Genomic DNA, 19807 nt, shown 5'->3' on the forward strand with positions numbered 1-19807 from the left:
TCCGTCCGGGGTCTGGTCAGGGCTGGCGGGAGCGTCCCCGCGGCGTCGAGGTCACCACTCGGGGGCGATGGTGACCTCGGCGCCGTCGAGCTCCTCCGACCACTCGACCTGGCAGCTGAGCCGGGAGGTGTCGTGCCGGGTGTCGTCGAGCATGTCGAGGAGGTCCTCCTCCTCGTCGTTGATCTCGTTGGCCTTCGAGAAGGAGCCCTGGTCGAGGTAGGAGTGGCAGGTGGAGCAGGACGCGTTGCCGCCGCAGGTCGCGAGGATCGGGTACTTGTGGCGGGTGAGGGCCTCCATGAGGCTCTCGTAGTCCTTCCACTCGACACCCTCGGTGCGGTTGCCCTCGCGGTCGATCACGGTGATGTTGATGCTGCTCACTTCGATGGCCTCCTCGGGGCGCGGTCGCCCCTGGTCTCGACGTCGGAAATCCCGCCCCATTGTACGGTCGTGCGGCGGCCGCCCCCGACGTGCCGGGGCGGCCGGCGCAGCCCGGGCGGCGCGGATCGTCCGGGGCGGCTCAGCCGGGGGCCGGGAGCGGCCGGATCGTCAGGGACTGGGCCACCTGGCCCAGGTAGCCGGCCTCGTCGTGCAGCGCGGACTCGGTGAGGCCCACACCGGTGTCGCCGAAGGTGACGTGCGTGTCGAGGCCCACCCACGGGGAGACCGGCTCCCGGACCAGGTGCACGCCGAGGTCCACGTTCGGGAAGGCCAGCTCGTCGGGGCCCACCCGCACGGCGATGCCGTTGGCAGCGTCCACCGCCGCCAGGAACCGCGCCGTGGTGGAGGACTCCTCCCCGGCGACGACGGCGTGCGGCGCGCGCAGCCACATGGCGGCCCGGCCCGGCCGGTGCTCGCGCACGGTGCGGCCCTCGAGGGACGCGATGTACCCGCCCGGCCACTGCCCGGTCATCGTGGTGGGCAGGGTGTCGGTCACCGGCGGCAGGGCCTCCCGGTGCGTGCCGGCGGAGCCCGCGGTCTCGCCCCGGACCAGCCGCCACACGCTCAGCCGGATGCAGGAGCGGCCGCCGTGGCTCATCGTGGCCTCGACCAGCTCGATGGTGCGGCCCGGGCGGACCACGCGCGTGGTCACCTCGACCTCGCCGCCGGGGATGAAGCCGAGGATGTCGTAGGAGAAGCGCACGGGCAGGAGGTCCGGGCGGGGGTGCTCAGCCTCCACGGCGTGGGCGAGCAGCCCCGAGGCGGCGCCCATGTGCTGCTCGGCCTCGTTCCACGCGCCCTGGGAGTGCAGCGTCGAGCGGAACCGGGTGCCGTCCAGTCGCACGAAGTACGCGTCCGGGTACTCCTCCCCGGCCGTTCCCAGGTGTCCGACCGCCTGCGCCGACGTCGTCATGCTGCGCCTCCTCCGTCCGGGCCCGCCGCACGGCGGGCGTCGTGATCGCCACCACGGTACCCAACGGCGGCACGCGCTCCCCGCCGCGGACCGCCCCCGCCGACCACGTTCTCCCGCGGGAGCCCGTCGGCCCCGGGACCGGCGGGCATGCGGGAGGCCCCGGGTCCCTCAGGACCCGGGGCCTCCCCGACTGGCGGTGACGGAGGGATTTGAACCCTCGTTGGCTCTTACACCAAACATCATTTCGAGTGATGCACCTTCGGCCGCTCGGACACGTCACCAGCTCGCAGTACTGTACCGGCTGGCGTGCTCAACCGCCAAAACCCGCGGGGCCGGCCGGGCCGGGAGGGGGCGGCCCGGCGTCGTCGTCCCCGCCGCGCCGGTGCTCCGCGAAGAAGTCGAGGAGCAACCGGGAGCACTCCTGCTGCAGCACGCCGCCGGTCACCTCCACCCAGTGGTTGAGCCGCCGCTCCCGGAGCACGTCGAGGACGGAGCCCGCCGCGCCGGCCTTGTCGTCCCACGCGCCCAGCACCACGCGGGGCACGCGGGCCAGGACGATCCCGCCCGCGCACATCGCGCAGGGCTCGAGGGTGACCACCAGCGTGCAGCCGTCCAGCCGCCACGAGCCCAGGGCGCGGGCGGCGTCGCGCAGGGCCAGGATCTCGGCGTGGGCAGTGGGGTCGCCGTCGGCCTCCCGGCGGTTGCGGCCGCGCCCGAGCACCGTGCCGTCCGGGCCGACGACGACGGCGCCGATCGGCACGTCCTGCGTCTCGAGCGCCGCCCGCGCCTCGGCGAGGGCCAGTCGCATCCACTCCTCCGCCCGGGCCTCGGAGCGGGTGCGCGGGGGCAGTGCCATGCGGATCTCCTCTCGGACGGATCGCCGGGCCGGGCGGGGCCCGGCGAGGGGGCGGGGCGCCCCGGTGGCCCGATGGTAATTTTGGTCCATGCGAGTGACCGTTCTCGACCACCCATTGGTGGCACACAAACTGACCGTGCTCCGGGACAAGAACACCACGTCCCCGGTGTTCCGCCTGCTCGTCGAGGAGCTCGTGACGCTGCTCGCCTACGAGGCCACCCGGGGCGTCCGCGTGGAACCGGTGGAGATCGACACGCCGGTCACGCGCACCACGGGCGTGGGGCTGTCGAAGCCCCGGCCGCTGGTCGTGCCGATCCTCCGGGCCGGCCTGGGCATGCTCGAGGGCATGACCCGGCTGATCCCCACGGCCGAGGTGGGCTTCCTGGGCATGGCCCGCAACGAGGACACCCTCGACATCATCACCTACGCCGAGCGGCTGCCCGACGACCTCACCGGCCGCCAGGTCTTCGTCCTCGACCCGATGCTGGCCACGGGCGGAACCCTGCGGGAGGCGATCAAGTTCCTCTACCGACGCGGGGCGGAGCAGATCACGTGCGTGTGCCTCCTGGCCGCCCCCGAGGGCCTCGCCGCCCTCGAGGAGGAGCTGGGGGACTCCGAGGTCAACATCGTCCTGGCTGCGAGGGACGAACGGCTCGACGAGAACGCCTACATCGTTCCGGGTCTCGGGGACGCCGGGGACCGGCTCTACGGCGTGGTCGACTGACCACCGTTCCCGAGAATCCGCAGACCACGTGCTGAAGAGGCCCGCCGACCCCGTCGGCGGGCCTTTTGTGAGCCCATGGCCGAATGTCCACATGGTGAGACGGAATGTCTCTCAGCAGAGGCGTCTTGACAAGAGGAGCAAGAATTGCTTTTAAGGGTGGACCCCGGAGAAATCGTCCCAGATGTCTGATATCCCGGGGAAAGGGCCGGAAACTGGGTCTTTCGCGCCAGGTGAAGGGGGTTCATTTTGGCGGACAACCTGGGCGGCCGTCGTTCGAATCTCACATCGTGAGATAGCGCCGCGAATATTACTTGCGCGATCGATAGGGCTGGTGGACGATGAGAGCAACGCCACTGTCAGGAATTTGCCAGCTTCGCGGGGACCCTCCCCGACAACCACGGAGCCGGGGATTCGGGAGCTGGGAGTGGCGGGGCCGTTCCGAGGGGCGGATCGACTCAGGCGGACGGAAGCTCGTCCGCCGAACGACGGAGAGACGAGGGGCACCAGATGCCAGGCACACCGGGATACGTGCACATTTCCCAGCGCAACCGCACGAGCGAAGCTCGCGCCGTCCGCGGTCCGGCCGCGGCCCCCGAGCGCGGGCAGACGGCCCCCGCCGACTACCGCAGCCTCCGGAGCACGATCGGGCCCATGCCGGCCGCGCCCGGCGAGGCACCCCTTCCCACCCGCCTGCAGCGGGACGCGGCGCCGCGTCCGCAGGTGCAGGAGAACGAGGCGCGCGGATTCGTGATCTACGTGGGCCTCGACGAGGAGACCGCGGCGGCCAGCGGCACCTCACTGGTCAAGATGGTCCAGAGCATCCGGGCGTACGCCCAGCAGCTGGTCCCGCAGGCCGACTCCTACGCCGCCGTGGCGCTGGCCCCTGCCAACACCGCCGGCACTGACCTCGAGGTCGTCCGCAACGCCCTGGGCGATCCGACCTCGGGAGCCGTGCGGCCCACGGCGCCCGCCGCGCCGGCGCCGGCGCCCGAGACGAAGACCAGCCAGTCGACCGGGGTGCTCATCGACCTCTCCCGCCGGGAGGTCTTCCTCGACGGCGGTCTGCTGAACCTCACGTTCAAGGAGTTCGAGCTGCTGAACTACCTCGTGGAGAACGGCAGCCGGACCGTCGGCCGCCACGAGCTCCTGCACAGCCTGTGGCGCGACTCCGAGGAGGTGCCCAACGAGCGGACCATCGACGTGCACATCCGGCGCCTGCGCTCCAAGCTCGGCCGGCTCGCGAACACCGTGCGCACCGTCCGCGGCCAGGGCTACCGCTTCTACGAGCACCCCGAGGTCGTCGTGTGGGCGGCCCCCGAGTACTCCATCTGATCCGTTCCCGACCCGTGCAGGCCCCGGTTCTCTCCCGCGCCGCGGAGGAGCCGGGGTCGCTCCGTGCCCGGCGAGCGCGTGGCATCATGAACCGATGACCCGCCACGACCGGAAGAAGCTCGTCCTCATGCGCCACGCGGAGGCCGAGCACCCGTGGGGCGTGGCCGACCACGACCGCCCCCTGGACCGCGGCGGTGCGGCTGACGCCGCCGCCGCGGGGCGCTGGCTGCTGGCGAACGGGCACGTCCCGGACATGATCCTGTGCTCGAGCGCCCTGCGCGCACGCCAGACCTGCACGTGGGTGTGCAGCGAGCTCGGCGACCTCGCGCCGACCGCCCGGCTCGACGAGTCCCTCTACGCGGCCCAGGACAGCCGGATCATCGCGGTGGTCAACCACGTGCCCGAGACCGTGGAGTCCCTGCTGCTCATCGGCCACCTGCCCGGTCTGCGCGACGCCGCCCTCCGGCTGGCCACACCGGACTCCGACTACGACGCCGTCATGGCCCTCGCCGACGGCTGCCCCACCTCCGGCCTGGCGGTCCTGGAGGTCCCCGGCACCTGGGCCGGACTGGACGGCGCCGACGCCCGCCTGGTGGACTTCACGGTGCCGCGACCGCCCGCGGGGAGCCGCTGACCGGCGGCGCTCCGGGCGCCTGCGCGGCGGCCGGACCGACGAAGGAGTGAGGATGCGACAGATCGAGTTCACCCCGTCCGGGGACCGCGTGGGAGCGATCGGGTTCGGGGCCATGGGCCTGAGCTGGGTCTACGACCGGCACGGACTGACCGAGCGGCGCAAGCACGAGGTGCTCGGGCTGGCGGTGGACCTCGGCATGAACGTCGTGGACACCGCGGTGCTCTACGGCGGGGGAGCGAACGAGGAGCTCGTCGGCGCCGCCCTCGGCGGGCGCCGGGACGAGGTGTTCCTCTGCTCCAAGACGGGGCTGCGCGCGGCCTCCCTCGAGCCGCCCCGGACGGAGCGCTGCGGGCACCCGGACGAGGTGCGCCGCTCGATCGAGGACAGCCTGCGCCGGCTGCGCACCGACGTCGTGGACCTCTACTACCTGCACCGCGTGGACCCCGGCGTGCCCCTCGAGGAGACGTGGGGCGCGATGGGCGAGCTCGTGACCGCGGGCAAGGCCCGCCACGTGGGGCTCTCCGAGGTCAGCACGGAGCAGGCCGACCGGGCGCACGCCATCCACCCGGTCGCGGCCGTCCAGTCGGAGTACTCCCTGTGGACCCGCAACCCCGACGGGTCGGGCCCCACCTCCGACGGAGACCCCTCCGGGGACGTCATCGGGTGGTGCGCCGAGCACGGGGCGGTGTTCGTCCCCTTCTCCCCGCTGGGCCGCGGATACCTCGCCGGCGCGCTCACGGGCCGGGAGTTCTCCGGATCCGACTTCCGCTCGCGCAACCCCCGGTTCACGCCGGAGGCCATGGCCGCCAACGAGGACGCCGTGCTCGCGCCCCTGCGTGAGGTCGCCCGCCGGCACGAGACCTCCCTGGCGGCGGTCGCGATCGCCTGGACCACGGTGCGGGGCGAGCACGTGCTGCCGATCCCCGGCACCACCGACCCCGGCCACCTGCGAGAGGACGCGGCGGCCGCGGAGCTGCGCCTGACGGCCGAGGACCTCGCCCTGCTGGACGGCGTCGTGGCCGTCGGCGACCGGTACTGAGCGGCGCGGGACGTGCGCGCGGTCGTCTGCGGGGCGGGCATCGCGGGACTGGCCCTGGCCGGGTGCCTGGGCCGGCAGGGCTGGGACGTCGTCGTCCTGGAACGGTCGCCGCGCCCGCGGGAGGAGGGCTACATGATGGACTTCTTCGGCCCCCGCTGGGACGCCGCCGAGGCGATGGGCGTGCTGCCGGCGGTCCAGGAGCTCGGCTACAGGGTGGAGCGGCTCAGCTATGTGGACGACCGCGGCCGCGACCGGGCAGGGCTGCCGTTCGCCCGGTTCGCCCACGCCCTCGACGGGCACCTCGTCAGCGTGCTGCGCCCCGACCTCGAGCGGGTGCTGCGCGAGCACGCCCGGGGCGTCGCGGAGCTCCGCTTCGGGCGGCGCGTCGTGGGGGTCCGGCAGCGGCCCGGCGGAGCGGGTGCGGTGCTCGACGACGCAACGGTGCTCCACGCCGACCTGGTGGTCGGCGCCGACGGGGTGAACTCGGCCGTGCGGCGCTCGGCGTTCGGGCCCGAGGAGCGCTACCGCCGCTGGCTGGGCCTGCACTCGGCGGCGTTCGTGGTCGAGGACCCGGAGGCATACTGGCAGGTCGGCAACCGCTTCTGCCTCACCGACAGCATCGACCGGGCGATGGGCTTCTACGGGCTGCGGGACGGGCGCCTGGCCGTGTTCGCCGTGCACCGGGCCGCCGGACCGGCCCTGCCGGCCGATCCCCGCGAGACCCTGCGCGCCGTCCACGGCTCGCTCGGCTGGATCGTGCCCCGTGTCCTGGCGGCCTGCCCCGGCGCGGACCGGCTCTACTACGACCAGGTGGCGCAGGTCGAGGTGCCGCGGTGGAGCAGCGGCCGGGTCGTGCTGCTCGGGGACTCGGGGCAGGCGGTGTCCCTGCTGGGCGGCCAGGGCGCCTCGCTGGGGCTCGCCGGGGCATGGCTGCTCGCCGAGCGGCTCGCCCGCGCCGCGTCGGTCGAGGAGGCGCTGACGGGCTGGGAGCGCGTCTGGCGGCCGGTCGTGACCGAGAAGCAGCGCGTCGCCCGCGGCGGGGCGCAGTGGTTCCTGCCGTCCTCCCGGGCGCGGCAGCAGGCGCGGCGCCTGGCGCTGCGCCTGGCCGCCCTCGTCGGTCAGGCCGCGGAATCAGGTCCTGTGGCCGTGACCCTAGTCCTCGTCCTGCTCGAAGATGACCTTGACCCGCTTCTTGTCGACCGTCTTCACGGACTTGTCGGTCTTGTCGGTGTACTTGGCGTCGCGGTAGTACTTGTGCCAGTCGCCGCCGTCGGCCTTGTCCTTGGCGATGGAGGCGGGCTTCTTGAGCTCGACGTCCTCGTACTCCTTGGTCTTCCACTCACCGTAGTGGTGGTACTTGACGACGACGTCGACCTCGCCGTACTTGCGCTCGTCCCCGTTGTCGCCCCCTGCGAACGCCGGGGTGGAGAAGGAGCTCGTGACCAGCCTGCCCGCCAGAGCGGCGCCGACCAGAGTCTTCCGCAGATTTTCCATGGTGTTCCCCTTTTGAATGAGCTGATTACCAATGGTGAATCAGGTGACACCAGGGTAAAAACGCCGGTGCGCCACCTTGCTTTCGCGTGCCGTCCCAGGCCACAGGGGCTTCTGCGTCCGGGTCGGCCGTCCGCAAAGGAAGAGGGCGCAGCAGTGGTCGTGGCTGCGGCGGTCCTGGGGTGCTCATCGATCCAGGGTCGGCAGAACCTCCGGGGCGGTGGTGGCCGGACGGCGCCGCATTGCGGTGCGAGGCCGATGCCGCACGGGTCAGGTGCTGATAACGGGGGATTTCAATGCAGATTTTGTTATTTGCAAAGCTTTATGAATTCCCTTTCGATGAGGTCTTTGCCGGCGAACTCGGCGGACCCGCCGAGCCGCCGGGATCGGTGCGCGGGCACGAGGAGTGACGGGGGCGCCACCGGGCCGGCGCCCGGTCTCCGGAGCCCACCGCGGGCAGTGCACACAAAGAACCCCTCCCGGCCTCTCGGCCGGAAGGGGTTCCCTCGCGTGTGCGCCCGAAGGGATTCGAACCCCCCACCTTCTGTGCTGGCGTCAAGCATTGCGGTGGGTGTCGCCCGGTGCCCCGATCCGCGGAATGACAGGGAGGCGGAGCGGTCGAATGGTCCCCGGCGTCTCGTCGGATTCCGTGGGTCACCGTCGAAGACGTGGGGTGAACGCGGGGCGCACACTGACCCGACCAAGAACCATCGTCCGTCCGCCCGAAGGTCACCAGCCGTGGACTATTGGCGGGTGCCGCCGGGCGTACCACGGTCGTCTCATGGAAGCGGCTTGCCGTGTGGCGGTTGAGTAGCCGGCGGCCAGGCGGTAAGCCGTGGCTGCATGCCGCAGCCATCCGTCTGAGATTTTGCTGTAAGTTGCCTGTGACTAGGCGTGATACGGTCGGAGAGTCCGGCCCCCGACGGACACACCGGCCCCCCGTCGGTGTACGGACCAGGATCCCCCGGCCTGGTGCTGGAGCGCCCCGCCCTGCTACGGCAGTGTGGGGCGTTTTTCGGTGGGGCAGGCATTGCGAGAGCGCCCGCACTCAGGGGGATGAGGGGGCGCTCTCTGCGGCAACCGGCTCTGGTGGCGGCAGGTTCGGTGTCCCCCCCAGGGGTCATCATGCATCGAACCCATGCGCCGCTTCGGTCACCGCATATCCGAGGGTGCTGACGCTCCGTAGAAGAGTCGCGTGAAATTCGTCGCTGGTGGTGGGGACGACCGGGTCCGGATACTGCCAGGGAACGTCGTAAGTTGGCTGTCGAGTAACAGCCATTCGCATCTATTGTGGAGTCGTCACCCCTGATCCCCGGGTGACCCGGCTGGCGTCCCCCGGCGCCCCCGATGAAAACGCCCCCGTCCTCTCCCTGGCGGGGGCGTTTTCATGCGCCATGGATGCCAAGAGAAGTCAGGCAGCGACTGGTGCCAGATCGTCATGTCCAAATGCTGAGACGCCCATGAGAACTGCTGACCAACCGCTAGATAGTCTAGCTATCGGTTAGACCACTCGAGCCGGGGGGCTCGATGTCGGGTTGCAGGGAGCTTCCGGGGGGAAGTGCCTGACTACCAGCCTGATCCTGTCTAGTCGTGCACCCATGGTGCAACGGAGGCGCCCTGTCCGGGAGAGGGCGGGGCGTCTTTGTCATGGCGTCAGAGTCTCCTTGGCGTGGGCGATGAGCTCGCCCAACATGTCCACCGCAACTTGTTTCTGCAACATCGGCAACGGTGCAGTGCTCTCCGCCATCGCCGTCTGCAACATGTCGTAGAACCGGCAGATCTCGTGGAGCCGCTGAGGCGTCATCATGCACGTGAGACTAGCCGCCCCGCCCGCTCCGCGGCAGAGGGAACGTTCGTCGGTCTCAGGAAAAGTTCACGCAAAAGAACTGGACTGCTTCCGGCTGGATTACCGCCTGGTAGTTTGCTGATGATGCCGGCCCCCATACCGGTGCAGCAGCCCCCTCGTGCCGTTCCCCGGCGGCCCGGGGCTGCACATGCGCTCCCGGCGCAGCGACGCGCCCCCACCCTCTCTGGGGGTCGGGGAGCTCGAGGAAGTCGCCTGCACGCAGCTCGGGCACCGGCGGGTGCGGGCCCGGGCACGCTACCGGGACGCCACGGGAACCACCCGTCAGATCGAGGCCACCGGCACCTCCCGGTCCGCCGCCAAGCGTGCCCTGGAACAGCGGTTGTAGAAACGCGGGGCCGGTGCGGGCAACACGATCACGTCCACCACCCTCGACCGGGACCTCCTCGCCGTATGGCTGGCAGACGTGGAGCAGTCCGGGAGGCGCCGCCCCCGAACACTGGCCCGCTACAAGGCGGTAGCGGAGAACATCGTGGTGCCCGGGCTCGGTGGTGTGGAGCTGTGGGAAGCCACCACGGACCGCCTCCACACCTTCCTGGGCAGGGGAACGGTCACCAGGCCAGGACGGGCGAAGCATGCCCGTGTCCTGCTCCTGGAGGCGTTTGCGCTCGCAGTGCAGCGTGGTGCGGTGGGCGTTAACCCGGTAACCGGGGCCAGGTTGCCGGCGAGGGAGAAGGATGAACCCCGGGCTTTGACGGTCGAGGAAGTCCACCGGCTGCGCGCCGGGGTGCGGGCCTACGTGGGTGACCCAGAGCAGGTGGGCCACCCACGCCCGAAAGATCTTCCGGCGATCATCGACGTGATGCTGGGGACCGGTGCCCGTATCGGTGAGGGGTTGGCGTTGCGGTGGTCCGACGTCGACCTGGGGGCTGCCAGGTCAGGATCACGGAGCGGGACCGTTGTGCAGCTCGCCGGCGGGGTGGGGCGGCAGGGGGTGCCGAAGACGTCGAGCAGCTTCCGGGTGGTGACCGTGCCGGGGTTCGTGGCCGATGCGTTGCTGGCGTGGTCGGTCGAGGAGTGGCCCAACGAGGGTGACCTCGTCTTCCCGTCCGGCACGGGCACCCTGCGGTGGACGCACAACGTCCAGCGGCAATGGCGTGCGGCCCGGGCGTCGAAGCACCTGGACGGGCTGGAGTGGGTGAACCTGCACGTGTTGCGGAGGACGGTGGCGACGCTGGTGGAGCGGTCATCGACTGTCCATGACGCGGCTGCGCTGCTGGGGCACTCGTCCCCGGCGCTCACCGGGCGTGTCCACGTGGAACGGGCCGGTGTGGCGCCGGATGTCTCGGCGGCGCTGGAAGCCCCCGGAGGGTAGTGCGTGGGCGAAAAAGTGGGGCAAACGTGGGATCGAGCGATTCCGCCCGGACATGACAACAGCCCCTCACCGGCATTCCTGCTCGTGAGGGGCTGTCTCAATGGTGCGCCCGAAGGGATTCGAACCCCCAACCTTCTGATCCGTAGTCAGATGCTCTATCCGTTGAGCTACAGGCGCATCGGCGTCCCGGCGTCACCGCCGTTCAAGCCGGATACAACTCTACATGTGGCCCCCGGCTGCGCAAAATCCGCCGGCCCCCTGTCCGACACCCGGCGCGACGGGCCGCGGCGCGCGTAATCCTGCTGGGGCGCCCGGGGCCGGGGCGATACGATGGACCCACATCACAGTAGAGACCGGCCGCCCACCTCCACGCCGCTCACTGTGGGCCCGGTGACACCGGGCCGAGTGTTCGACGACGAGCACCACCACGAGAGCCCCGGGCGGTCGGCGGACGGCCTCAACGAGGAGACATGTCAATGGCTGACAACCCCACTGCAACGACGGAGACCACCGGGCTGAACGAGGCTGTGAAGAGCGCTCTGGACAGTGCGCCCACCACCCACGCGCACCTCCTCTCGTGGGTCCGGGAGATGGCGGAGCTCACCCAGCCGGAGCGCATCCACTGGGTCGACGGCTCGGAGGCCGAGTGGACGCAGCTCACCGACGAGCTCGTGGACGCCGGCACCTTCGTCCGTCTGGACGAGGACAAGTTCCCCAACTCCTTCGCCGCCTTCTCCGACCCGGACGACGTCGCCCGGGTCGAGGAGCGCACCTTCATCTGCACCAAGACCGAGAAGGGCGCGGGTCCCACCAACAACTGGGAGGACCCGGAGGTGATGAGGGGCTCCCTGCGCAAGAGGTTCCGCGGCGCCATGCGCGGGCGCACGATGTACGTCATCCCCTTCGTCATGGGTCACCTGGAGGCCTCGAGGCCGAGCTACGGCGTGGAGATCACCGACTCCGCCTACGTGGTGTGCTCCATGCGCATCATGGCGACCATCGGCACCCCCGTGCTGGAGAAGATGACCGCGCAGAACGGCTTCTTCGTCGAGTGCCTGCACTCGCTGGGCGCCCCGCTGGCCCCGGGCGAGGAGGACGTGCCCTGGCCCTGCAACCCCGCCAAGTACATCGTCCACTTCCCCGAGGACCGGGCCATCTGGTCCTTCGGCTCCGGCTACGGGGGCAACGCCCTGCTCGGCAAGAAGTGCTACGCGCTGCGCATCGCCTCGGCCATCGCCCACGACGAGGGCTGGCTGGCGGAGCACATGCTCATCCTCAAGGTCACGAACCCCGAGGGCCGGAGCCGGTTCATCTCTGCGGCCTTCCCCTCGGCCTGCGGCAAGACCAACTTCGCGATGCTCGAGCCCACCCTCGACGGCTGGAAGGCCGAGATGGTCGGTGACGACATCTCCTGGATCCGCTTCGGCAAGGACGGCCAGGCCCGGGTGACCAACCCGGAGGCAGGTCTGTTCGGCGTGGCTCCCGGGACGGGGTGGCCCACCAACCCCAACGCCATGCGCGCCATCGCCCGGGGGAACACGATCTTCACCAACGTGGCGCTCACCGACGACGGCGGCGTCTGGTGGGAGGGCATGACGGACGAGACGCCCGCGCACCTGACGGACTGGAAGGGCCGCGACTGGACCCCGGAGAGCGGCCGTCCCGCGGCGCACCCGAACTCGCGCTTCTGCACCCCCATCAAGCAGGCCGACATCCTCGCCCCCGAGTACGACGACCCCGAGGGCGTGCCGCTGTCCGCGATCGTCTTCGGCGGCCGCCGCAAGACCACCGTCCCGCTCGTGTCCCAGTCCTTCGGCTGGGAGCACGGGGTGTTCCAGGGCGCCACGCTGTCCTCGGAGACCACGGCCGCCGCGAAGGGCGCCGTGGGCGTCGTCCGGCGCGACCCCATGGCCATGCTCCCGTTCATCGGCTACAACGCCAACGACTACCTCGAGCACTGGGTCGAGGTCGGCGAGCGCATCGGCGAGGACGAGATGCCGAAGGTCTTCTACGTCAACTGGTTCCGCCGCACCCCGAGCGGCGGCTTCGCCTGGCCGGGCTTCGGTGAGAACTCCCGCGTGGTCAAGTGGATCTTCGACCGCCTCGAGGGGACGGCCGGTGGCCGGGAGACCCCGATCGGCACCGTGCCCACCAAGGAGGACCTCGACCTCACGGGCCTGGACGTCTCCGACGAGGAGCTCGAGGCGGCCCTCAAGGTCGACGTCGAGGAGTGGCGGGCCGAGCTGCCCAGCATCGACGAGTGGTTCCACCGGCTCGGCCACGTGCCCGAGCCCATCCTCGAGCAGCGCGCCGGTCTGGAGGACCGCCTGAACCAGGCGTGAGACACCGCCCGGGACGCTGCGCCCCGGGACGCGGACGAGGGGTCTCCCGTGCCGGGAGGCCCCTCGTCCGCGTCCCGGGCCGCGTGGGACAATGGGCGTGCTCCCGCGGCCGGCCGGGACGCGCGAGGTCTCGGAAGGAGCCGTCATGAGCGACCGGAGGACCCCGCCGTGCGGCTGACCGCCTTCTCGGACATCGCCCTGCGCGTCCTGCTGCTGACGGGGGCCGTCCCCGAGGGGGAGAAGCTCACGACGCGCGCCATCGCCGAGGGCGTGGGCGCCCCCTACCACCACGTGACCAAGACCGTGGGCCGGCTGAGCGGGCTCGGCCTGCTCGCCTCGAGCCGCGGCCGCACCGGCGGGGTGTCGATCACGCCCGCCGGCCTGGACGCCACCGTGGGCTCGCTGCTGCGCGAGCTGGAGGCGGGCTCCGCGATGGTCGAGTGCGAGTCGGCCGGCGGGGACTGCCCCCTGGACCGCGGGTGCCGGCTGCGCCGCGCCCTCGCGGACGCGCGGGAGGCCTTCTACGGCGCGCTCGACGGCGTGCAGGTGCGGGACCTCGTGAGCGAGCGGCAGGTCGGCCCGGTGCTGGTGTCCATCGGACTGCGCCCGCCCGAGCCGCCGGGAAGCACCGCGGTGGACGCGTCGCCACCGATGATGTAATTCAGAATCTTAGATGCTAGTTTAGGGAGGTCATCCACCGGCCCCCCAGGAGGCAACTGTGCTGTCCGACCAGTCCCGTCCCGTCATCGAGCAGACCATCGGCGTCGTGGCCGAGCGCATCCCGTTCATCACCCCCGAGTTCTACCGGTCCATGTTCGAGGCGCGCCCCGATCTGCTGGACGGCATGTTCAGCCGCTCCAACCAGAAGAACGGGACCCAGGCGCAGGCCCTCGCCGGCTCCGTCGCGATGTTCGCCTCCTGGCTGCTGTCCCACCACGAGGGGTACCCGGACGAGCTGCTCTCCCGCGTGGCGCACAAGCACGCGTCCCTGGGCGTGCTGCCCGAGCACTACCCGATCGTCCACGAGCACCTGTTCGGAGCGATCGCCCGGGACCTCGGCGACGCCGCGACGCCCGAGGTCGTGGCCGCGTGGGACGAGGTGTACTGGCTGATGGCCGACGCCCTGATCAAGATCGAGGAGGGCCTCTGCGCGGGGCAGGCGAACACCGTGGTCTTCGCCCCGTTCCGGGTCGCGGCCAAGGAGCGGACCGGGACCACCACCACGGCGATCACCCTCGAGCCCGCCGACGGCACCCCGATGACCCCCGCCGTGGCGGGCCAGTACGTGACCGTCGAGGTGCGCATGCCCGACGGCGTGGAGCAGCCGCGGCAGTTCACGCTGGTGCCGGGGCCCGAGGGGACCCGCCGGATCGCCGTCCGCCTCGACGAGCGCGGCGAGGTCACCCCGGTGCTCCACCACGACGTGCAGGTGGGTGACGTCCTGCGGGTCTCCAACCCCTACGGCGACGTGGTGCTCCCGGACGGGGACGGGCCGCTCGTGCTGGCCTCCGCCGGCATCGGCGTCACCCCCATGCTGGCGTTCCTGGACCGGCTCGTCCGCCAGGAGTCGCAGCGGCAGGTCCTCGTCCTGCACGCCGACCGCTCGGCGGAGGAGTGGGCCCTGCGCGAGCTGCACGAGATGCTGGTCGCCGAGCTGCCCCACGCCCGCCTGGAGACCTGGATGGAGACCCCCGGGGAGGGCGACCACGACGGGTTCATGGACCTCGGTGCGGTGCGGATCCCGGCCGATGCCCAGGTGGTGCTGTGCGGCCCGCTGCCCTTCATGAAGGCCGTCCGCTCCGCCGTGATCGCCCAGGGCGTCCCGGGCCGCAGCGTGGCCTACGAGATCCTGGGCCCCGACCAGTGGATGCTCCACGACGAGGCGCGCGAGACCGCCGCGGTCTGAGCGCCCGCAGCGCACGGGGCCCCGCCGGACGGGCCGTCCGGCGGGGCCCCGTGCGTGCCAGGGGTCTCAGGCGCGCACGATGCCGAGCACCCGGTCCCGGACCTGCTCCATCGTCGCCGGGTCCTTCGCCTCGACGTTGAGGCGCAGGAACGGCTCGGTGTTCGAGGGGCGCAGGTTGAACCACCAGCCCTCGTCCGGGCAGCTGAGCGTGGTGCCGTCCAGCTCCTCCACGCTCACGTCCCGGCCGGCCAGGGCGTCGACGACCCGCCGCACGGCGCCGGCCTTGTCCTCCACGGTGGAGTTGATCTCGCCGGACGCCGCGTACGGGTCGTACTGGTGCATCAGCTCGCTCAGCGGCCGCTCCTGCTCGCCCAGGGCGGCCAGGAGGTGCATCGCGGCGAGCATGCCGGTGTCCGCGTTGAAGAAGTCCTTGAAGTAGTAGTGCGCGGAGTGCTCGCCCCCGAACACAGCGCCCTCCTCGGCCATGACGGCCTTGATGAACGAGTGGCCCACCCGGGTGCGCACGGGGCGGCCCCCGCGGGCGGTGACCAGTTCGGGCACGGCGCGGGACGTGATGAGGTTGTGGATGATCACCGGGTTCTCGACGCCCTCCGCCCGGGCGCGCGCGATCTCCCGCTCGGCGACCAGCGCGGTGACGGCCGAGGGCGAGACGGCCCCGCCCTGCTCGTCGACCACGAAGCAGCGGTCGGCGTCGCCGTCGAACGCGATGCCCAGGTCCGCGCCGTGCTCGCGCACGGCCCGCTGGAGGTCCACGAGGTTCTCCGGCTCGAGCGGGTTGGCCGGGTGGTTGGGGAACGTGCCGTCCAGCTCGAAGTACAGGGGCACGACCTCCAGCGGCAGCGCCTCCAGCACGGCGCCACCCAGCACGGCGGGCGTGGTCAGCCCGGCCATGCCGTTGCCGGCGTCGACCACCACCTTGAGCGGGCGGGTCCCGGACAGGTCCACCAGGGAGCGCAGGTACTCCGCGTAGCCGGCCAGGACGTCCCGCTCGGTGACCGTGCCGGGGGTGGGCGCCTCCGGGGCTCCGCCCTCGTCCAGATAGCGCTGTGCGAGGTCACGGATGTCGTAGAGCCCCGACTCGGAGGAGACCGGGACGGCCCCGGCCTTCGACATCTTCATGCCGTTGTACGCGGCGGGGTTGTGGCTCGCCGTGAAGGTCACCCCGGCGGCGTCGAACGTCCCGGACGCGTAGTAGAGCTCGTCGGTGGAGATCAGCCCGATCTTCACGACGTCCGCGCCGCGGCGGACCGCGCCCTCGGCGAAGGCGTCCACGAACTCCGGCGAGGAGGGGCGCATGTCCCCGCCCACGAGGACCGTCAGGCCGGCGAGGCCCAGAACGTCCACGAACGCGGCGCCGGTGGCCCGGACCGTCTCCGCGGTGATGGACTCGCCCACGATGCCGCGGACGTCGTAGGCCTTGAACGAAGCTGAGAGATCGATAGTCACAAGGGGTGATCTTAGGCCACGGCCGCTCCCGGGCACCGCCGGGCGCGGGCGGTCCTGTGATTTGATGACGAGCATGGTCGAGATCCTCCGCATGCGCAATCCCGTCCGGCACTACGCCTGGGGCTCCCGCGAGGTGCTGGCCCGGCTCCAGGGCCGGCCCGTGCCGAGTCCCGAGCCCGAGGCCGAGCTGTGGGTCGGCGCGCACCCCGCCGCGCCGTCCGTCGTCGTCCGGGACGGCAGGGACGAGCCGCTGGAGGGCCTGCCGTTCCTGCTCAAGATCCTGGCCATCGACGCCCCGCTGTCCATCCAGGTCCACCCCTCGCCCGAGCAGGCCGAGGCGGGCTTCGAGCGCGAGCAGCGGGCGGGGATCCCCCTCGACGACCCGCGGCGCAACTACAAGGACCGCTCCGCCAAGCCCGAGACCGTGGTGGCGCTCACCGGGGTGGAGCTGCTGACGGGGGTGCAGCCGGCGGAGCGGCTGCGCGCCACGGCCGCGCGCCTGGGGCTGGACTGGCTGCACGACGTCGCCGACGGCGCGAGCCCCGTGCTGCCCGCCGTGCTGACGCTCGACGACGCCGCCGCCGGGGCCGCCGTCGCGGCGACCGTGGCCGCGGCCCGCGCCGCGGACCCGGAGGACCCCGTGGCCGCGCTGGTCCGCTACGTGCACGACCGGCACCCGGACGACCCCGGGCTGCTGGTCGCGGTGTGCATGCACCACGTCCGCCTCGACCCGGGGCAGTCCCTGCACACCCCGGCCGGGCAGCTGCACGCGTACCTGTCCGGGACGGCGATCGAGGTGATGAGCTCCTCGGACAACGTCCTGCGCGCCGGGCTGACGGGCAAGCACGTGGACGTGACCGAGCTGCTCGCCGTGCTGGCCGACGAGCAGGCGGCCCCGGAGGTCGTCGAGCCCCCCGCCGACGAGCAGGGCCGCCGCGTCTACGCGCTGTGGGACGAGCGGCTGTCGCTGACCGCCCACGAGCTCGTGCCCGGACGCACCGTCCCGGTCGAGCTGCAAGGGACCACGGTCCTGCTGAGCACCGGGGACCGGGTGCTGGTGCGCGCCGCCGACCGGGAGTGGGAGCTGTCCGGCGGGGAGTCGCTGCTGCACCGGGGCGGTGCCGGGACCGTGGAGCTGTCCGGCGACGCCCGGGTGTTCACGGTCGCCTGCCGCTGAGCCGCGCCCGGTGCGCGGTGCGGCTCAGGCGTTGGTCAGCGTGCCCATGGCGTTGCCCGTGCCGGAGGTCGAGTGCAGGTTCACGAGCACCGGCCGGTCCGTGGCCTGTGCGTGGCGGTCGAGGTCTTCCATCCCTTCAGGGACGGCGACGATGCCAGGGCCCGGGATGCAGCGGCGCGGACGGGTCCGGCGAGACGGACTCCCGCATCGTGTCCACGATCAGCTGCGCGAACCACCGCTGCGCGGGACGCTGGTGGCCGGGCTCGCGGGTGTAGGCGGCCAGCTGCAGGACCGGCATCTCGACCGGGTGCGGGAAGACCCGGATCCCGGACGCCTCCTCGAGCGTCTCGGCCAGGAACCTCGGCAGCACCGCGAGGCAGTCGGTGCGCTCCACGACCGAGACCAGGCCCGTGAAGTGGGACAGCCGCAGGGCCGTGCTGCCCGGGGCGCCCGCCCGCTCCGCCGTCACCTCGGCGAGATCGTGGCCCATCGACGGGGCGAGCCGGATCCGCGGCTCCTCCGCGAACTGCTCGAGCGTGAGCCGCTCCCGGACGCGCGGGTGGCCGCGGGCGGCGATCACCACGTACTCGTCCGTGCCGATGACCGTCCGGACGATGCCGGGTCCGCCGATGTACGGGGCGCAGATCGCGGCGTCCACCCGGCTGCGCAGCAGGTCGTCCGGGACGCGCTCCACGTCCAGGGGCAGCACGGTCAGCTCCACGCCGGGCGCCTGCTCCCGCAGCGCCACCATGACGGACGGCAGGAAGGCGAGCTCGCCCAGGTCGGTCAGTGCCAGGGTGAAGCGCTCGCGCGCGGTCGCCGGGTCGAACACCCCACCGGAGGAGACGGCCGCGGTCACCTGGGCGATCCCCGCCTTGACCTGCGGGAAGATGCTCTTCGCGAACGGGGTGGGGCTCAGGCCCCGGCCCTCCCGCACGAACAGCTGGTCGTTGCACTGCCGGCGCAGGTTCTTCAGGGCGTGGCTCACCGTGGGCTGGGTGAGGTGCAGCTCGGTGGCGGCCCCCGTGACGCTGCCCTGTTCGTAGACCGTGCAGAACACGCGCATCAGGTTCAGGTCCAGTTCCACGGCACCATTCCTCGGTCAGTGACCCATAGACGTCATGTATCGGTCCATCGACAACATGCACTAGTTTGTGAATGCTACGTCACTAGAGTGATCCCTATCACAACCCGGGTCCACCGGGTCGCACAGGGCAGTGCGGACAGCGGGCCCGGCACCGACCACGCAGCACGACCGCGACGCACGTGCACCGAGCAGGACCGCGTAGCACGGTCAGGGAACGACACAGGGGAGGCATGATGCGACGAGCGCTCATCAGCTGGGGAGCAGCAGGGTCCGTACTGGCGCTGGCCGCGTGCGGCGGCGACGGCGGGGGAGGTGGCACCGGGGCCGAGGGGGAGATGCAGGACGTCACCGTCGGCGTCATCCCCATCGTCGACACGGCCGCCCTCTGGCTGGGCGAGGAGCAGGGCTTCTTCGAGGAGGAGGGGATCAACCTCGACATCCAGACCACCAGCGGCGGCGCCGCCGCCGTGCCGGGCGTGGTCAGCGGGGACTTCGACTTCGCCTTCGGCAACACCCTGTCCGTCATGGTCGCCCAGGGCGAGGGGCTGGACCTCAAGTACGTGGCCAACGGCACCACGACCTCGGGCGACGCCGAGCGGGACTTCGGCGCCGTGGTGGTGCCCGCCGACTCGGACATCCAGGGCCCCGAGGACCTGGCCGGCAAGACCGTGTCGGTGAACAACCTCAACAACATCGGTGACACGACGATCCGCTACGTCGTCGAGCAGGCCGGCGGGGACCCGCAGAGCATCGACTTCGTGGAGGTCGGCTTCCCGGACGCCCCGGCCGCGCTCGACCGCGGCCAGGTGGACGCGGCCTGGATCCTCGACCCGTTCCTCACCCAGGTCCTCGACGAGGGCGGCCGCGCGGTGTCCTACAACTTCGTGGAGTTCGACCCGGAGCTCGACATCGCCGGCTACTTCACGACCGCCCAGAAGTTCGAGGAGGACCCCGAGCTGGTGGAGAAGTTCCAGAACGCCATGAACCGCTCGCTGGAGTACGCGAACGAGAACCCGGAGGCGGTCCGGGAGATCGTCGGGACCTACACGGAGATCAGCGACGAGCTGCGCGCCGAGATGGCCCTGCCGCGCTTCCGCACCGAGTTCGACCGCGAGGCGCTGCAGAAGCTGGGCGACGCCGCCGTCGAGTACGACACCCTCGAGGAAGCCCCGGACCTCGACGCGCTGCTGCCGTAGCCCGTCCGCGGACACGGCACGCAAGG

General features: G+C 71.6%; 18 protein-coding genes, 2 tRNA genes and 1 pseudogene. 12 read left to right on the top strand and 9 right to left on the bottom strand.

What is annotated here, in order from left to right; all coding sequences use genetic code 11:
• Positions 1-51 precede the first annotated feature (51 nt).
• The 4 genes from ACFYE3_RS01200 to tadA form a co-directional block, all read right to left on the bottom strand.
• The gene (locus ACFYE3_RS01200; protein WP_058873908.1) at positions 52-378 is read right to left on the bottom strand and encodes a 2Fe-2S iron-sulfur cluster-binding protein; all 327 of its coding nucleotides are present in this window, start codon (positions 376-378) and stop codon (positions 52-54) included.
• Positions 379-517: 139 nt separating this feature from the next.
• Positions 518-1351, bottom strand: a complete 834-nt coding sequence (locus ACFYE3_RS01205; protein WP_387605561.1) for a thioesterase family protein — start codon at positions 1349-1351, stop codon at positions 518-520.
• A gap of 191 nt (positions 1352-1542) precedes the next feature.
• Positions 1543-1632, bottom strand: a tRNA-Ser gene (locus tag ACFYE3_RS01210).
• Positions 1633-1661: 29 nt separating this feature from the next.
• Entirely contained in the window at positions 1662-2207 is a 546-nt protein-coding gene (tadA, locus tag ACFYE3_RS01215) for a tRNA adenosine(34) deaminase TadA (RefSeq protein WP_387605559.1), read from the bottom strand.
• An 88-nt stretch (positions 2208-2295) separates the two neighbouring features.
• On the opposite strand from tadA, the gene upp reads away from it, so the two are divergent.
• From upp to ACFYE3_RS01240, 5 genes and pseudogenes are all read left to right on the top strand, one after another.
• Positions 2296-2931, top strand: coding sequence for a uracil phosphoribosyltransferase (gene upp / locus ACFYE3_RS01220; protein ID WP_031283230.1), 636 nt, complete (start codon positions 2296-2298; stop codon positions 2929-2931).
• Between the two features lie 507 nt (positions 2932-3438).
• Complete coding sequence (locus ACFYE3_RS01225) at positions 3439-4263, top strand: winged helix-turn-helix domain-containing protein (RefSeq protein ID WP_387605556.1); 825 nt, start codon at positions 3439-3441, stop codon at positions 4261-4263.
• Positions 4264-4357: 94 nt separating this feature from the next.
• The gene (locus tag ACFYE3_RS01230; RefSeq protein ID WP_387605554.1) at positions 4358-4897 is read left to right on the top strand and encodes a SixA phosphatase family protein; all 540 of its coding nucleotides are present in this window, start codon (positions 4358-4360) and stop codon (positions 4895-4897) included.
• Between the two features lie 52 nt (positions 4898-4949).
• Positions 4950-5936, top strand: coding sequence for an aldo/keto reductase (locus tag ACFYE3_RS01235; protein ID WP_387605552.1), 987 nt, complete (start codon positions 4950-4952; stop codon positions 5934-5936).
• 12 nt (positions 5937-5948) lie between these two features.
• Positions 5949-6881: pseudogene (locus ACFYE3_RS01240) on the top strand (FAD-dependent monooxygenase); the annotation flags it as partial.
• A 207-nt stretch (positions 6882-7088) separates the two neighbouring features.
• Here the strand turns inward: ACFYE3_RS01240 and ACFYE3_RS01245 are convergent.
• Together ACFYE3_RS01245 and ACFYE3_RS01250 are read right to left on the bottom strand one after the other, a co-directional pair.
• Positions 7089-7430: a hypothetical protein gene (locus tag ACFYE3_RS01245; protein ID WP_387606037.1), complete on the bottom strand. Its 342-nt coding sequence runs from the start codon at positions 7428-7430 to the stop codon at positions 7089-7091.
• Between the two features lie 1642 nt (positions 7431-9072).
• Positions 9073-9234 carry a hypothetical protein gene (locus tag ACFYE3_RS01250; protein ID WP_387605549.1) on the bottom strand — a complete coding sequence of 54 codons (162 nt, stop codon included), beginning with the start codon at positions 9232-9234 and terminating at the stop codon, positions 9073-9075.
• A gap of 157 nt (positions 9235-9391) precedes the next feature.
• On the opposite strand from ACFYE3_RS01250, the gene ACFYE3_RS01255 reads away from it, so the two are divergent.
• The gene (locus ACFYE3_RS01255) at positions 9392-9619 is read left to right on the top strand and encodes a hypothetical protein (RefSeq protein ID WP_387605547.1); all 228 of its coding nucleotides are present in this window, start codon (positions 9392-9394) and stop codon (positions 9617-9619) included.
• A 78-nt stretch (positions 9620-9697) separates the two neighbouring features.
• Positions 9698-10606 carry a tyrosine-type recombinase/integrase gene (locus ACFYE3_RS01260; protein ID WP_387605544.1) on the top strand — a complete coding sequence of 303 codons (909 nt, stop codon included), beginning with the start codon at positions 9698-9700 and terminating at the stop codon, positions 10604-10606.
• A 101-nt stretch (positions 10607-10707) separates the two neighbouring features.
• Here ACFYE3_RS01260 and ACFYE3_RS01265 read toward each other — a convergent pair.
• A tRNA-Arg gene (locus ACFYE3_RS01265) sits at positions 10708-10783 on the bottom strand.
• A 299-nt stretch (positions 10784-11082) separates the two neighbouring features.
• Between ACFYE3_RS01265 and ACFYE3_RS01270 the strand changes: the two genes are divergently transcribed.
• From ACFYE3_RS01270 to ACFYE3_RS01280, 3 genes are all read left to right on the top strand, one after another.
• Entirely contained in the window at positions 11083-12948 is a 1866-nt protein-coding gene (locus tag ACFYE3_RS01270; protein ID WP_387605542.1) for a phosphoenolpyruvate carboxykinase (GTP), read from the top strand.
• Between the two features lie 168 nt (positions 12949-13116).
• Positions 13117-13608: an RrF2 family transcriptional regulator gene (locus ACFYE3_RS01275; protein ID WP_387605539.1), complete on the top strand. Its 492-nt coding sequence runs from the start codon at positions 13117-13119 to the stop codon at positions 13606-13608.
• A gap of 58 nt (positions 13609-13666) precedes the next feature.
• Positions 13667-14854 carry a globin domain-containing protein gene (locus tag ACFYE3_RS01280; protein WP_387605537.1) on the top strand — a complete coding sequence of 396 codons (1188 nt, stop codon included), beginning with the start codon at positions 13667-13669 and terminating at the stop codon, positions 14852-14854.
• A gap of 66 nt (positions 14855-14920) precedes the next feature.
• Here ACFYE3_RS01280 and ACFYE3_RS01285 read toward each other — a convergent pair whose 3' ends face one another.
• Positions 14921-16321 (bottom strand): phosphomannomutase/phosphoglucomutase, encoded by a 1401-nt coding sequence (locus ACFYE3_RS01285; protein ID WP_387605535.1) that lies wholly within the window; start codon positions 16319-16321, stop codon positions 14921-14923.
• Between the two features lie 73 nt (positions 16322-16394).
• Here ACFYE3_RS01285 and manA point away from each other — a divergent pair, with 73 nt between their 5' ends.
• Positions 16395-17498 carry a mannose-6-phosphate isomerase, class I gene (gene manA / locus ACFYE3_RS01290; protein WP_387605532.1) on the top strand — a complete coding sequence of 368 codons (1104 nt, stop codon included), beginning with the start codon at positions 16395-16397 and terminating at the stop codon, positions 17496-17498.
• Between the two features lie 136 nt (positions 17499-17634).
• On the opposite strand, the gene ACFYE3_RS01295 is transcribed toward manA, so the two are convergent.
• Positions 17635-18585, bottom strand: coding sequence for a LysR family transcriptional regulator (locus tag ACFYE3_RS01295; protein ID WP_368830730.1), 951 nt, complete (start codon positions 18583-18585; stop codon positions 17635-17637).
• Positions 18586-18818: 233 nt separating this feature from the next.
• On the opposite strand from ACFYE3_RS01295, the gene ACFYE3_RS01300 reads away from it, so the two are divergent.
• Positions 18819-19781, top strand: a complete 963-nt coding sequence (locus ACFYE3_RS01300; protein ID WP_387606017.1) for an ABC transporter substrate-binding protein — start codon at positions 18819-18821, stop codon at positions 19779-19781.
• Positions 19782-19807 lie beyond the last annotated feature (26 nt).

The organism is Kocuria arenosa, from assembly GCF_042879215.1.
Classification (GTDB): Bacteria; Actinomycetota; Actinomycetes; order Actinomycetales; family Micrococcaceae; genus Kocuria; species Kocuria arenosa.

Coding starts and splice junctions, on each gene's coding strand:
- ACFYE3_RS01205 (WP_387605561.1), bottom strand. CDS start 1,351: ATGACGACGTCGGCGCAGGCGGTCGGACACCTGGGAACGGCCGGGGAG.
- tadA (WP_387605559.1), bottom strand. CDS start 2,207: ATGGCACTGCCCCCGCGCACCCGCTCCGAGGCCCGGGCGGAGGAGTGG.
- upp (WP_031283230.1), top strand. CDS start 2,296: ATGCGAGTGACCGTTCTCGACCACCCATTGGTGGCACACAAACTGACC.
- ACFYE3_RS01225 (WP_387605556.1), top strand. CDS start 3,439: ATGCCAGGCACACCGGGATACGTGCACATTTCCCAGCGCAACCGCACG.
- ACFYE3_RS01230 (WP_387605554.1), top strand. CDS start 4,358: ATGACCCGCCACGACCGGAAGAAGCTCGTCCTCATGCGCCACGCGGAG.
- ACFYE3_RS01235 (WP_387605552.1), top strand. CDS start 4,950: ATGCGACAGATCGAGTTCACCCCGTCCGGGGACCGCGTGGGAGCGATC.
- ACFYE3_RS01245 (WP_387606037.1), bottom strand. CDS start 7,430: ATGGAAAATCTGCGGAAGACTCTGGTCGGCGCCGCTCTGGCGGGCAGG.
- ACFYE3_RS01250 (WP_387605549.1), bottom strand. CDS start 9,234: ATGATGACGCCTCAGCGGCTCCACGAGATCTGCCGGTTCTACGACATG.
- ACFYE3_RS01270 (WP_387605542.1), top strand. CDS start 11,083: ATGGCTGACAACCCCACTGCAACGACGGAGACCACCGGGCTGAACGAG.
- manA (WP_387605532.1), top strand. CDS start 16,395: ATGGTCGAGATCCTCCGCATGCGCAATCCCGTCCGGCACTACGCCTGG.
- ACFYE3_RS01300 (WP_387606017.1), top strand. CDS start 18,819: ATGCGACGAGCGCTCATCAGCTGGGGAGCAGCAGGGTCCGTACTGGCG.